The sequence below is a fragment of the Bacillus rhizoplanae genome (assembly GCF_917563915.1).
In the GTDB taxonomy this organism is placed as follows: domain Bacteria; phylum Bacillota; class Bacilli; order Bacillales; family Bacillaceae_G; genus Bacillus_A; species Bacillus_A rhizoplanae.
The window spans coordinates 21,435-34,993 of the sequence record NZ_CAKJTI010000024.1; the positions used below are offsets into that span (position 1 = coordinate 21,435).

Sequence of the window (13,559 nt, forward strand, 5' to 3'; positions counted from 1 at the left end):
AAAGGAGTTGTTATAGCAGTTTGGAAAATAAACAAGTAGATGCCTCTGCTGAGTTAGACGGACAAAAAACTATCGTTGAACGGTCTATACATGAGAAGCTAAAAGTTGTAATTGTTATTAACAACCAATTCACTAATGCACCAAATACTACACAACTAGCAAGTGGCGCAGGTCGAAGCAGTGCTGAAGGAAAAGCAAAAAATGAAGGCATGGAAGGCACCCAGTACGAATCACATGAAAACCATAAAACATGCTGTGCAGAAGAAGAAATCATCATTATTATTAATAATCAGATTAATTATGCAGGAGAGAACGATTCTAATTCATCTGCTACTCAAGTAGCAAGCGGTGGTGGCACATACAGTACAAGTGGTACAAATTCGGCAATTGAAAATTCCAATACGAAACAACAAATTTCAATTGGTTGCTCAAAAGATGCTATAGGATTAAACAAAGGAATGAATAGTGACCAGATAGGAGCACATTCCAAAGTTTTCAACTCAAAACAACAATTTTCTGATGATGGACCTAAACTTTTCATCCCTTAAAGAATGAACTGCCCTTTACGTATAGGATGAAAACTCCCGCCACTTATCTCCTTCGGATCTTGAAGTGGGGGTTTCTCGTGTATCACCTTCAAGAGATGCTTAACACGAGTGGAGTTGACACAGCTGCCTGATGGCACAACCCCTCTATTCCATCGGCAAACGCCTTTGGAACTGCTTTTTTTAAGATGTTATAGGAAGCATTCACATCTGCGTTCAGTAGTTTGTTCTCTTTCGTACGATACAAGCCACGTGTAATCCGTTTTCCACTAAATATAGGAATGTCTTCCTCACCGTAAGTGGGAATCGCATCATTGTCTAGAAAGGATGCCTTGCTTGTATACGATTCTTCCACGACTGGTACCATTATTCCCTGTCGATTCGCCTTATAAGTGATCATTTCAATAAGTAGATTATGTGGAATATGGCAGAAGGATTGATTCTGTTTTTTCCCCATCTCACTGTTTTGTTTCCATGCTATATTTTTCCCAATCACAATCACAGAAATCTCCTGTTGAATCGCCAGCTGGACAATATGATAACTCATTTTGTGAAAGAGATCTTTTATCTTGAGAAACCGTTTCTCATGAAGCCTCTCTAAGCGGTTTGATGTATGTGGTCCTTCTTTTGGTTCTTTTCCATGACGAAGAATACCAAGTAAACGAGCCCTTTGCTTGTTGTAATATTGATTGATGCTTTTGATCACATTGCCCTTTACTAACACAGGTATGGTTCCTGTATTCGTTACGATGGTTGCAATGTTATGAATCCCTAAATCAATACTCATATAGCGATTGTTATCTACATGCTCAGGCGCTGGCTCAGATTTTCCTGTCACGATTTCCACTTTAAACTTCCCGTAAGCAGGAGAAACACGTACCTCTTTTAGATTTTCGATATATCCGAACAATTTACCGATATTTAATTTTATGTTTGTTTTTGGAAAACGAATGTATTTATCTTGGAGTTTACACACTTGATTCGTGAAAACAATTTCTTTCATAGATGATTTCATATATTTGGGAATGCGAGGTCTGCCAGTAAAAGTGGAAGGATGTTTCTGATATGCTTTCATAGAAGTGAAGAATGACTTCCAATTTTGATACAACTTCTTCATGACTGCTTGATTCATTTGAGCTGGTAAATTCATATAATCTTGTTGTTTCATTGTTTTAAACAAACAATCTAGAAAGTTATAGGATAGAAACGATTTCTCTTTTGTCGGTAATGTAAACAAGTTACATTTCATTTCTTTTTGTTCTTTAACAGGTTTTGCTTTCTGTTTTTGCACACGTTTTTGGTACGCACGAAGTTGATTTTCGTTCATGATTTCAATCTGTGTTTGTAATGTATGAAGGACTTCTTGCTGAAGGGGCTGTAATGGTTGATTCGTACGTAAGGCCGTATACACTTGGCGAATATAGAAGTTTGTTGTATTGTAGAGATTTTTTGCGTTTTGACACATTTTTAGGAAGTAAGAGTATAATTTATGACCTTTCTTGATCCAAATTTGATAGGTTGCATATTCTTTTTCTTTTGTCATCATGTTCACCTCCTTCTTTCCTTCATGATACTACAAAGTAGTCAAAAGGAACATATATTCGCCATGCTGCGAAAATATTTTTACAAATGCGATGGCAATTCATCTCCACCTTAAACTGGGCTATGCCCTACACGTTTTGAAGATGGAGTTTTCTTGCCAATTTTTCGATAAAATAAATGCATCCACTCACAATTGTTGAATGGATGCATTTATTTTATCCCTTTGCTTATTAACGAAATAACATCACATAACCGCAACCACTGCAATGATAAGCAGTAATTTCTTGAAATACAGGATAGTTCTCCTCATCTCGCTGTTCAATAAATACTTTTTCAAAACGATACATATTCGGCGCATACGCCCAATCTTGTTTTGTACGAGCATATAAGGTGGACGAAAAAAATTCTTCTCCTCCGCAAACCATACAAGTCTTTTTCAAAATACTCTCCTCCCCAAGCCTGTCTTACCATAACTATATGAGGGAGAGTATAAAAAAAAGACCTTCTAAATATTAGAAAGTCTTTTCGGAGGAAAAGAGGAACATCCCCAATATTCCAATGGCACTATACGTCTTCTTTTTTCCTGTTTCTGTTTGAAAGGTTTGTTCTATTTTCATAAAGAATACGCCGTTTCGAACATCACTACTAACAAACTCTAGTTTCTCTTCTTTATTATCTTTTTGCTGCGTACAATTAAAACTCATTTCACTACACACAATTGAATATTCATCTGCTAAATGTTTTTGAAAGTCTGCTTCTTTCGGACAAGTTAATAATAAAATTGCTACAAATATAATACTACTAATACCTATTATTGTGAAAGTCTTCCCCATTTTATCTCCTTTCAAAAAAGAAAGAAAACTTGACTCCTATCGTCAAGTTCCCTTAGTCCATTATCCACTGCCACTCTTGTTCTTTCTTATCAAAGATAAGCCATCCCGTTTTAGAAGCTTCACTTTTCAAATCTTCTAAACCATCTAGAACTTCATTTGTACTTTCATATGAGCCGATGACATAAACAGGAATCTCTAAACCACGCCTTGATTCTATTTTTCCTGCTAAGTCCAGGTATAAACCATCTTCCATAAATGGCAAAAGTTCGAGAATAACCTCTTTTGAAATTGCCGGATAAATTTTCGATTTTTGAAAGAATGTGAATCGTTTTTTTCCAAATGAGCCAAGTTTATACGGAATTACCTTAGTAAGCATTCCAACAAAGTCCGGCATTCTTCGGTAATATACCTTATTGTACCAGCCATCATCATGAGAAAGATAAACGAATCTATTTTTCAAAAGTGGGAAAAAGGCCTTCCCAAGCGGTTCCTTTTTGTGTGCCAAATAGAGTAATTCTGCAATTTCTTTTGGCTCCAATTCATCCAAGTCATTTACATCATCAAAATCAACCCAGCAAAATTCTTCAAACTTCTCAACATCTGCTGCAATTAATTTATGTATACTCTCTTCCTCTGCATATTCAAATAAAGTATGATAATGAAAATCCGCCCATTCAAAACTATGCTTTAAAAGCAGAACTTGATGAAGCGGCGAAGGAATATTGCTTGCAAATTCCTCAAACGTAATTCCAGATGTGATAAAACAATGATTGCGACGATTACCATTAATATAAATCATATTTTTGATTTGGTCAGATCCTCCAGACAAAGCACCTAGCCACCTTCGTTTTATATGTTTCAATACTATAGGATATTTTATCACGAAAATTTTTAGAAACATAGAAAAAACTATAAAAACTATTTACATTTTTATGAGTTTTATTACATCACCGTTACAAGAAAAAATGCCTGCTTATAAACAGGCATTTTTTATGCAATTTCATCTGGATTTTGTGGATAATGCGAACTATCCTGTTTTTTATTATTTTGAAAGATCGACTGAATCTTATCAATTGTTTGCGGTGCAAGTTCGATTACTTTCTCTGCCAAGTGCGTTGCATTTTGCAAATGAAGAATATTTACACCATCCTTATTCACAACAAGAAAGGCAACCGGTGTAATAGAAACCCCACCAGCACTACCACCGCCAAATGCGGGATGACCTTGTGCCTTTTGTACGTCATTTGTGGAAAAATCTGATCCACCTGCACCAAAACCAAATGCTACTTTTGAAACAGTTAAAACAACACCGCCATCTGCTGTTTGAACAGGCTCACCGACAATTGTATTCACGTCAACCATTTCTTTTAAATTTTCCATAGCTGCTTTCATCAGCCCTTGAATTGGATGATCCACCGTTCATAACCTCCTTTTTCATATCCTTCCTAGTTTTTCCTAAACATTGTGAACTAAACATAAAATTTTTTATTGATTTCCAAAATTATAAGTACTAATATTTAGAAAATACAAATAAAAGGAGATTCAGCAAAAATGATTCGAAAACTAACCGAACAAGACCATGAACAAGTACTTTCTTTTTTAAAGAAAGAAGCTGCATTCAACCTATTCTTAATTGGTGATATTGAGGCATTTGGATATGATCAGGATTTTCAAGAACTATGGGGACAGTTTACGATAGAAAATGAATTACAAGCTGTTCTATTGAGATTCCATGATTCCTTTATTGCCTATGCTGAGGCTTCATTCCAGCCAGAAGCGTTTATTGACCAATTTACTAACCATGACTACATTAAACTCTCTGGAAAATCAGAGGTCGTAGAACAGTTTGAAAATCTCGATAACCTAAACCTTGGTAAAAAACTGCAGACATACTTTTGTGAATGTACAACCGAGAAACAATTAGTAAAAGATATAAACAAAGAAAACATAAAAATGGCAACGGTTGAAGATGTGGATCGTATTATACATTTACGAAAACAAATTACAGAATTTAAGATAGCAGACAGTGCAGGTAAACTCCTTCGCCAAGCAATTGAAACAAACACCGGACGGACATATTATATAGAAGAAAACGAAGAAATTATTGCGTGCGCGTCCACATCTGCAGAAAATTCATTATCTGCTATGGTTATCGGTGTATGCACACATCCAAATCACCGCGGAAAAGGGTATGCTTCTCAAATCATAAGTAAAATGATTCAAGATTTTATCGCTGAAAGAAGAACACTTTGTTTATTTTACAGCAACCCTGCTGCTGGACGGATTTATAAACGTTTAGGATTTGAAGATATTGGAACTTGGACAATGTATCGCTAAAGTGAAACTGCCATCAACATAGAACATTTCCATTTCCTATTGATGGCAGTTTCATTTCATTAATAATTAATCCTTCTTCTTATCCAATTCCACGTATTGAAAATGCTCTACTGTCGGAAACGGCTCGTAAAAATGATGCAATCGTTTTTTCCATTCTTCATACTCACTTGATTTTCGAAACCCTTCCGTGTGATCTTCTAACGTCTCCCAGTTCACTAACAAAAGATATTTCCCTTTGGTTTCTATACATTTATGAAGCGTATGACCTTGGTAACCTTTCATAGAAGAAATAATGCTAGAAGCCTCTTGGAAGGCATTTTCAAATTCATTTTCCATTCCAAGCTTCACTTGGAGCATTGCTGCCTCTAATATCATCATCTCATCTCCTAACTTATTATTACATCTCGAACCCATTCTTCTCGTAATAAGCCCATTATCACTGTATCGTAGTATTTTCCATTTACATATACATCTTCACGGAGAACACCCTCCACTTGAAACCCGCACTTTTCATATGAACGAATTGCCCTTTCATTTCCACTCCATGTATCAAGTTGAATTTTTCTCATATTTAAGTTTAAAAATAAATATTTTACAAGTGTTTGTATAGCGTCTGTTCCAAACCCTTTTCCCCAATATTCTTTATCTCCTATCGTTAAGCCAATTACCGCCTTATGTGTCACCGCATCTATATCTCTATAGTCTGCTATTCCGATATATTTTCCCTCTAACGTGTAAACAGCAAACACACATTCATCTTTTTTATTTAAGTTCCATACTTGTTCAAAAAAATGGTCTAACTGTTCCATTGAAACATTTGTATAAAATGGTGAATTTCCTGTCGCCCAGTAACTTACTTCATCATCATTGCGCCATTTATAAAGAGAGTTCATGTTTTCTTTTGTAATAGCTCGTAATTCTACTAAATTCCCCTTCAATACATATATCCTCCTCAAATATAATCCTTTATCCCCATTCAAATGCTTTCCCATCATTATTTTTAGATTTAAAAGTATGATTCCATGTTTCTTTCAAAATTACATACTCTCACGTTTTAAACTCATAACACTTTGCCTCTCAACGAATCCCATTTCTTTATACAACTCTTTCGCAAAATTCCCTGCAAATACGTTCAAACGAATTTCTGAGTAGCCTAGCTTATAGAGTTCATCAACTGCTGCTCTCATAAGCTGGCGTGAAAGACCTTGTCCACGATAAGAAGGAAACACATACAACTCATAAATAAAACCTATTTCTTCTCCAGAAAAATAGTCCTTATTGCTTCCAATCAATATCCATCCATTCAATATATCATCATGTTTTATAACAAGATAGAATGCTCCTTTTTTTAAAAGAGGGACTGTAAGCTCTAGTACTTTCTCTTGGCTAAATTGACTCGTTTTCATGGTCCCTTCATATAAAGATTCGGCCGCATGAGCTAAAATTTTTTCCGTATCGCTTTCAGTTGCTCTTTGGATCATAAGAACCTCTTTCCCCCTCCTATTAAACATGTAATACCATTCTTAATGTTTTCAGCATATATCCATCAAAGTCTTCTTCAAACGCATCTACCACTGCAAATCCTTTTGCAGTATAAAATGCTTTTCCGGTTTTATTCTCTGATTCTACGTTAATATATATCTTCTTGACACCTTCTAATGTTGTAATTCCTTTATGTAATAACGCTGTTCCCATACCACTTCCTTGGTATTCAGGCAATAAGTAAATCGCCCCTAACTCCGTTTCACATTGATACTTTATCGGTGAAAAATTTGCAAATCCAACAACTTTTCCGTCTACTTCTCCTATAAATAAATGTGAATGTTGTAAACGATGCTTCATCATGTCATGAGAATAAGCATGTTCTAAAAATTTTTCTTGCACTGGTATCGGAATAAGATCTTTATATGTATCGTTCCAAGAAGTCTTGGCCACATATTGTACAGATGAGATATCTTCTTCTTTCATTTCACGGATGACAAAATTCATAAAGACTCCCCCAACTTATATTCTGCTAATGTGTTACACTTCACACACATTCCATCTTCATATACGACTTGGATTAATTTAATACAATCTACTGCCGCTCTCATCGCTTCAAAGCTCTCACATACATGTTGAAAAATTTGTCCTAATTGTATTTTCGTTAGTCTACTTGCTACTGTACAATGTGGAACCCATTTATCTGGTACATAATAGGAATCTGCATTATCTTGAAAAGGACTAAAATATTTATGATAGTTTGTATGAAACTGTTTCAGATTTTCTGTTATCGTTGGAGCATAAAACACCGTTCCATTTGCCGGGAAACTCCCTACATGAGAAAATTCAATTTCAATAATATTCGTACGCTTTGAAAACTGACGCAGCTCTTGCTTGAATATTTTTACATCCAGCTGTTTATAATCTGCTAATGTAACATGTGGTTCCATTCCTTCAATGTTGTTTATATAAGATGACAAATCACTTTCATCCCACTTCTTTTTTATATATGTTCCAAATAGTTCATCAAACGTAACAATTGCTGCGTACAAACTGCTCATCTCCTCACTGCCTTCATTTCTTCCCATTCTTCACGGATCATCCCCATCCGAATCGAATCATAATATTCTCCATTATAATAACGGCATTTTCTCATTCTTCCTTCTAATTGCATGCCAAGCTTCTCAGCAACTTTCATCATGCGGCTATTTCCTGACCATGTTGTCAAACCGACCCTTCCAATCGTCATATGTTGGAATAGAAAGTCAATGTACATACGTAAAGCTTCTGTACCATAACCTCCATTCCAATATGTTGGATTGTAAATGGTAATTCCAATCTCTAACCAACGTGAAGGCTCATGCTCCCAGTAATACGTTACGATCCCTATGATTTCACCATCTTTTTCAATAAGAAATCTTGAATATGGATCTTTCATTAATTTAGAACATAGACCTTCTTGAAAAGCAGTAAACTCTTGTCTAACAAATGGAAAATACGGTGCATCCCATTTTTTCCACTCTGGATTTTCTTCTTTATAAACTTCTTGCCATAGCAGGTACAGATCCGCTTTTTCTATCGTTCGAATAACTACTTTTTCGCCTTTTAAATATGTTTGTTCCATAGAATCCTCCTATATATGCTTTCTTATCTTTCAATTACTATGTAGCAATACACTATAAGTTTTACTAGCAAAGATAGTACGAAATTACTCTTCTCTATTTCTAAATGAACTAGAGAAATATTATATTTATTTACTAGTTTTATTTATTATAATGTTTTTTCTGAAAAATCAAAACAAACAATCGATTATTTTGTATAATATTGTAAAAATGTTTTTTGGGAGGGATTTTATGCTAAGGAAGCTATGGAAATTCTCTATACAACTACTAGCTGTTATCATTACGTTACTTGTTCTATTAAACATTCCAGCCCTATTTATAAACGAAAGCGGAAACATTTCATTTCAGCCAAACAAATTCATAAATACAATCATCGATACAGTAAAACACGCTTTTTCTTTACATTCCCTTACTTTTCAAATACCTGCACCTACAGGTGGAGGTAAAACAGTATCCTTATTTCCCACTGTATTAGAACCATATATATATTCATTTACAATTTTATTTACTGCCTTTTTTCTTTCTACCTTCGTTGCAACAAGTATTGCTTACCTCTATTTTTTATCAGCAAAGTTGGTCCAAACTATCATACAGCGCACCGTTTTTGTATTGGAAGCTGTCCCTGACGTAATGATTATGATCTGTATACAAATGTTTTTTATGTGGTATTTTCGGCAAACAGGTGAATTGCCAGTACACATTATGACATTCAATGAAAACAAAGCGTATATACTACCTATTATTTGTTTATCTATACTCCCAACAATTCAAATGTTCCGAATGATGATATTGTACATAGAGGAAGAACGTATAAAACCATATGTCGAAGTTGCTTATGGAAAAGGCCTTTCTTCAAGCTATATTATCCGTATACATTTATTTAAAAATATTTTTATTCACCTATTTCATCATTTAAAAATGATTTTTGTCTTTTTACTTTCCAATTTATTTGTACTAGAATGCGTGTTTCACATGTCAGGCATTATTCAATTCCTTATTTTCACAACCCACTTTTCGACATCAATTACATTCGTTGTGCTTATTATGATTGTGATTCCATTTTACCTTTTATTTCAAATTTCTTCTTATTTTATAAAAAAATGGGAAAATCAAATGAACGGAGGAATTATATGAAAGCTATTTGGAAATCAAAACGTTTTTTAATCGGATTGACATATATTGTCATACTTGTCATCGCTAGTTTTATTTACGGCTTCTACTTCAAAGAAGATACTTTAAAGCCAATGAGACTGTTATACGATGAGAATGGAGATTTAATTGCCGCTTCACCATTCTCACCAAAGCAAATGCCACCTCTTGGTTCTGATCGCTTTGGAGAATCGATTTCCTTCCAAATATTAGATGGTGCAAAATTTACAATTTTATTCGCAATTGGAATCAGTTTATTACGTGTTTTACTTGGTACAATATTCGGTGTGTTATTAAGCTTATATGTAACACGATTAAAAAACTTTGTAAAAACATGTACAGAAGTATTTTATTATTTAGCAACCGTTTTCGTTGCATACATATTAATGCAGCCTATGAACAAAATGGTCTTTTCAAATCTAGATAGTAAACTCGAAGTGAATTTGCCTCTTGTATCATATCAAGCTATCGTTCTCGTTCTTGTTGTTTTACCTACTGTAACAATATATATTTCTTCTGAAATTGATGAATTTATGAAACAAGAATATATTTTAAGTTCACAAATAATGGGAGCAAGTCGTTTACACATTGTTCGTACACATTTACGTGTATTACTAAAAGATCGCCTCTTCTTATTATTTATGCAGCATATTGTACAAACACTTCTTTTAGTTACTCATCTTGCATTGGTAAGTCAATTTATCGGAGGTGTACAAAGGAAAAGTGCAGACTTAGGCGAAGATAAATTTATTTCGCTTTCTAACGACTGGGCAGGACTTATTGGTCTCAACTATTTCGAACTAAATGTATCAATGTGGATTGTTTTTAGTACGCTTGTTGCTCTATTTTTGACTATTCTCATACTGAAATTCATGACAACAGGAATACAAGATGCTTTAGCAAGGCAAGAATATTCTATTAAAAAAATTGAAAGAAAAAAAGAAACGTCTCCATACATACAAGACAAACACTCCTTCACCTTCGCTAACAAAAAAGAACATTCTTATCATTCTTCTGCCAATATGTAGTAAGAAAGGATTATTATGAAAAATAAATTCGGCTTAATTATGCTATGTACGATTATTACTACAAACATCATTCTATACTTTTTCTTGCCGCCTGAAGTTGTAACAAAGTGGGATTTTAACGGAAATCCCACTTCTACTATGACAAAAGGAACACATGTAACAATCGCTATTCTTCTGTCATGCTTTATCGCTTTTCTATTTGAAGGCTTATCACACACGATAGAAGACGCACGTTTTTTCAAATGGATTGGAAATGCAGTGTTACTTTTCCTTTTCTTTACTGACACTACTCTTTCCCTACTTGCGCTTGGATATAATCTTCCTCATGAACAACTCATTCTCTCAGCTGTTGGGTTACTTTTCATTATTATTGGATATTTCATCATGAAAGTTGACGCGAAAAATTCTACCATATCCTATCAGTGGAATAGCAAAAGGCTGGAGAAAAAGGCACAAAAGATATGTGGTATTTCTATTATACTAGCAGGTGTATGCATCGTAATTTCACCATTTGTGTTTCCTTCTTCTCTCATGCATTATGCTGCATTTGGAACAATTGTTATTATGACAGTTGTAGTCATTGGCAGTACGATATATTTATTTATAAAGGATCAAAAGCAGTCTTCTTCATTATAAAACAAACTCTTTGTATAAATTGAACTACCCCCACCTACCGCTTCGCGCTTGAGGTGGGGGTCTTCTCGCCAGATATGATAAAGCAGAAGAATATCCTGCTTTATTTTATTTCTTTCCAAAACGAATAGCTCACCTTTTCATACCCTTCTCGTTCATAAAAACGATGTGCATCTATTCTTGGAAACGCTGAAGTTAATACGACACAAGTACAATCATTTTCTTTGCCCCACCCCTCAATATACGACAGCAGTGTCTCTCCATATCCTTTTGAACGATGTGCTTCTGCTGTAACAAGATCATATATAAAGACATGTTTCTTATTATAAAAATTTGTACAAATTGCTGTTCCTGCTAAACTCACTACTTCTCCTTCACTATTATACAAAGCAAATAGGCGATAATTTTCTTCGTTCATTCTTTCCAAAAGAGACTGTGCTTCTTCTTGAGAAAGTGTAGGCCGCAACTGCTGTAATACTGGTAACACCTTACAAAATTCTTGCTCTGTTTTTACCTCTTGCACACATGTATTCATATTCTTTCCCTCCAATTATTTATAAAAAATTCAAAATGTTTTATGATTGTTATTATAAAAAGCGCGTGCCCCTTTTGTAAGTGGCAGTTTTATTCTTTTTTATAGGGACAGTTCGAAAGGAAGATGACAATGGAACTTATCATCCCATTAGATTCAGAAAGTAAGATACCACTTTACATACAAATTTATAACTATATAAAACAAGAAATCTTACAAGGAAGTATTGAGGTTGGCAGTCGTCTGCCATCTCACCGCAATTTGTCTTTGCAGCTTGGTGTAAGCCGCAATACAGTTGAATATGCATATCAGCAATTAATAGCTGAAGGGTATGTAGAAAGTAAACAAAAAAGAGGTTTATTTGTTGCTGATGCAGCTTACGATATGATCCAGACAACAAACAATAAAAATATTGCATATAAAGAGAAACCTGTTCAGGAAAATTTACGTTATGATTTCAGTCATGGGAGCATTGATATAGACTCCTTCCCGTTGTCTACTTGGAGAAAGATAACGAATAATTGTCTCCTAGAATATGAGAATGACTTATTTACAAAAGAAGACTCACAAGGTGAATGGCAGCTTCGCTATGAAATCTCTCGCTATCTCTATCAAGCGCGTGGTGTCCACTCTACTCCAGAACAAATTATCATCGGAGCAGGTACACAGCCTCTTCTTTGGTTACTTTTGCAATTGCTTGGGAATGAGTATAGATATGCAATGGAAAATCTGGGTTTTCACCGAGTAAGAGCTATAATACAAAGCTGCGGATTACATATACACCCCATTTCTCTAGATGAAAAAGGTATTCGTATTTCCTCTTTACATAAAAGTGGGGCTAATGTTGTATACATAACACCTTCTCATCAATTTCCATACGGAATGATTATGCCACTTTCTCGCCGAATGGAGCTGCTAAAATGGGCAAGTGAAAATGATGGCTATATTATAGAAGATGATTATGACGGCGAATTTCGTTATACCGGAAAACCTATTCCTTCCTTACAAGGATTAGATACAAATGGACGTGTCATTTATATGGGAACATTTTCGAAATCATTTTTGCCTTCAATCCGAATGAGTTATATGGTTCTTCCACAAGCCCTGCTAAAAACTTACCAACATGATGGTACCATCTTCAAGCAAACTGTCTCAAAAATACAACAACTCACGTTTGCGACGTTTATGAGAGAAGGTTATTGGAATCGACACTTGAATCGAATCCGCACTGTATATAAAAAGAAACATCAATTATTAGTACATACAATTCAACAAGAAATGGGAACATCTGTCGATATCATAGGTTCTCAGTCAGGACTTCATATTGTATTACATGTTCATAACGGAATGAATGAACATGAGCTTATCGATAAGGCAGCTGAAAATCGTGTCAAAGTATATCCTCTTTCTCTATATGATGCAGTAAATGCTTTACAGAAGGAATCTTACGTATTGATGGGGTTTGGAGGGTTATCAGCAAACGACATTCTCTGTGCTATACAATTATTAAAGAAAGCTTGGTTTTAGTGTTGCTTTAGAATAAAGTTTGATCAAATTGATACTAATAACTTTAATAAATGAACAAAAGGAAAGAGCGTGTTTTGAAAAAAGATTGATCAAAACATGCTCTTAATATATCCCGGTAAATCAATCTTTTATAAAAAAGATTGATCATTTCTGTTATCCTTATTCAATTAAAGCGCTCGATTGTGGAAGATCTTAATTACTATGTCTTATTGAACAAACCTACCTCTTTACTTTACAAAAAGTGAGCATTTACTTTTTATAAGAACATATGTTCGCGCATGAAAGTTAGCTGTTATAATGATGTCTGGGTAATAATAAGTAAGTTACCG

At 34.6% G+C, this 13,559-nt stretch carries 18 protein-coding genes; 6 read left to right on the forward strand and 12 right to left on the reverse strand.

The features are described from left to right. Positions 1–20: 20 nt before the first annotated feature. Positions 21–548, forward strand: a complete 528-nt coding sequence (locus tag LRP84_RS17345; RefSeq protein WP_230576211.1) for a hypothetical protein — start codon at positions 21–23, stop codon at positions 546–548. Positions 549–636: 88 nt separating this feature from the next. Here LRP84_RS17345 and LRP84_RS17350 read toward each other — a convergent pair whose 3' ends face one another. The 5 genes from LRP84_RS17350 to ytfJ all read right to left on the reverse strand — a co-directional run bounded on the left by LRP84_RS17350 (position 637) and on the right by ytfJ (position 4,336). Next, entirely contained in the window at positions 637–2,088 is a 1,452-nt protein-coding gene (locus LRP84_RS17350) for an RNA-guided endonuclease InsQ/TnpB family protein (protein WP_230576212.1), read from the reverse strand. Positions 2,089–2,317: 229 nt separating this feature from the next. Then, complete coding sequence (locus tag LRP84_RS17355) at positions 2,318–2,527, reverse strand: hypothetical protein (protein WP_141525095.1); 210 nt, start codon at positions 2,525–2,527, stop codon at positions 2,318–2,320. A 72-nt stretch (positions 2,528–2,599) separates the two neighbouring features. Further along, entirely contained in the window at positions 2,600–2,920 is a 321-nt protein-coding gene (locus LRP84_RS17360; RefSeq protein ID WP_230576213.1) for a hypothetical protein, read from the reverse strand. Positions 2,921–2,972: 52 nt separating this feature from the next. Next, on the reverse strand, positions 2,973–3,749 hold the full coding sequence (locus tag LRP84_RS17365; protein WP_230576214.1) for an oxalate:formate antiporter: 777 nt from the start codon (positions 3,747–3,749) through the stop codon (positions 2,973–2,975). 161 nt (positions 3,750–3,910) lie between these two features. Beyond that, positions 3,911–4,336 carry a GerW family sporulation protein gene (gene ytfJ / locus LRP84_RS17370; protein ID WP_230576215.1) on the reverse strand — a complete coding sequence of 142 codons (426 nt, stop codon included), beginning with the start codon at positions 4,334–4,336 and terminating at the stop codon, positions 3,911–3,913. A 135-nt stretch (positions 4,337–4,471) separates the two neighbouring features. Between ytfJ and LRP84_RS17375 the strand changes: the two genes are divergently transcribed. Next, positions 4,472–5,257, forward strand: coding sequence for a GNAT family N-acetyltransferase (locus LRP84_RS17375; protein ID WP_230576216.1), 786 nt, complete (start codon positions 4,472–4,474; stop codon positions 5,255–5,257). 66 nt (positions 5,258–5,323) lie between these two features. Here LRP84_RS17375 and LRP84_RS17380 read toward each other — a convergent pair whose 3' ends face one another. The 6 genes from LRP84_RS17380 to LRP84_RS17405 all read right to left on the reverse strand — a co-directional run bounded on the left by LRP84_RS17380 (position 5,324) and on the right by LRP84_RS17405 (position 8,363). Then, positions 5,324–5,632 (reverse strand): antibiotic biosynthesis monooxygenase family protein, encoded by a 309-nt coding sequence (locus LRP84_RS17380; RefSeq protein WP_230576217.1) that lies wholly within the window; start codon positions 5,630–5,632, stop codon positions 5,324–5,326. An 11-nt stretch (positions 5,633–5,643) separates the two neighbouring features. Beyond that, a complete protein-coding gene (locus LRP84_RS17385; protein WP_230576218.1) occupies positions 5,644–6,195 on the reverse strand; it encodes a GNAT family N-acetyltransferase in 552 nt (183 codons plus the stop codon). Between the two features lie 99 nt (positions 6,196–6,294). Beyond that, the gene (locus LRP84_RS17390) at positions 6,295–6,738 is read right to left on the reverse strand and encodes a GNAT family N-acetyltransferase (protein ID WP_230576219.1); all 444 of its coding nucleotides are present in this window, start codon (positions 6,736–6,738) and stop codon (positions 6,295–6,297) included. Positions 6,739–6,760: 22 nt separating this feature from the next. After that, positions 6,761–7,246, reverse strand: a complete 486-nt coding sequence (locus LRP84_RS17395) for a GNAT family N-acetyltransferase (protein ID WP_230576220.1) — start codon at positions 7,244–7,246, stop codon at positions 6,761–6,763. Further along, complete coding sequence (locus LRP84_RS17400; protein ID WP_230576221.1) at positions 7,243–7,827, reverse strand: 2'-5' RNA ligase family protein; 585 nt, start codon at positions 7,825–7,827, stop codon at positions 7,243–7,245. The genes LRP84_RS17395 and LRP84_RS17400 overlap by 4 nt, the downstream gene beginning before the upstream one ends. Then, positions 7,797–8,363 (reverse strand): GNAT family N-acetyltransferase, encoded by a 567-nt coding sequence (locus LRP84_RS17405; RefSeq protein WP_230576222.1) that lies wholly within the window; start codon positions 8,361–8,363, stop codon positions 7,797–7,799. The genes LRP84_RS17400 and LRP84_RS17405 overlap by 31 nt, the downstream gene beginning before the upstream one ends. Positions 8,364–8,592: 229 nt before the next feature. Between LRP84_RS17405 and LRP84_RS17410 the strand changes: the two genes are divergently transcribed. The 3 genes from LRP84_RS17410 to LRP84_RS17420 are packed head-to-tail and all read left to right on the forward strand — an operon-like array spanning position 8,593 to position 11,174. Continuing rightward, on the forward strand, positions 8,593–9,495 hold the full coding sequence (locus LRP84_RS17410; RefSeq protein ID WP_230576223.1) for an ABC transporter permease subunit: 903 nt from the start codon (positions 8,593–8,595) through the stop codon (positions 9,493–9,495). Then, the gene (locus LRP84_RS17415) at positions 9,492–10,538 is read left to right on the forward strand and encodes an ABC transporter permease subunit (protein ID WP_230576224.1); all 1,047 of its coding nucleotides are present in this window, start codon (positions 9,492–9,494) and stop codon (positions 10,536–10,538) included. The genes LRP84_RS17410 and LRP84_RS17415 overlap by 4 nt, the downstream gene beginning before the upstream one ends. A 15-nt stretch (positions 10,539–10,553) precedes the next feature. Next, positions 10,554–11,174 carry a DUF1648 domain-containing protein gene (locus LRP84_RS17420; RefSeq protein WP_230576225.1) on the forward strand — a complete coding sequence of 207 codons (621 nt, stop codon included), beginning with the start codon at positions 10,554–10,556 and terminating at the stop codon, positions 11,172–11,174. Between the two features lie 100 nt (positions 11,175–11,274). Here LRP84_RS17420 and LRP84_RS17425 read toward each other — a convergent pair whose 3' ends face one another. After that, positions 11,275–11,706: a GNAT family N-acetyltransferase gene (locus LRP84_RS17425; RefSeq protein ID WP_230576226.1), complete on the reverse strand. Its 432-nt coding sequence runs from the start codon at positions 11,704–11,706 to the stop codon at positions 11,275–11,277. A gap of 129 nt (positions 11,707–11,835) precedes the next feature. Between LRP84_RS17425 and pdxR the strand changes: the two genes are divergently transcribed. Next, positions 11,836–13,230, forward strand: coding sequence for a MocR-like pyridoxine biosynthesis transcription factor PdxR (gene pdxR, locus LRP84_RS17430; protein ID WP_230576227.1), 1,395 nt, complete (start codon positions 11,836–11,838; stop codon positions 13,228–13,230). Positions 13,231–13,559: the final 329 nt, after the last annotated feature.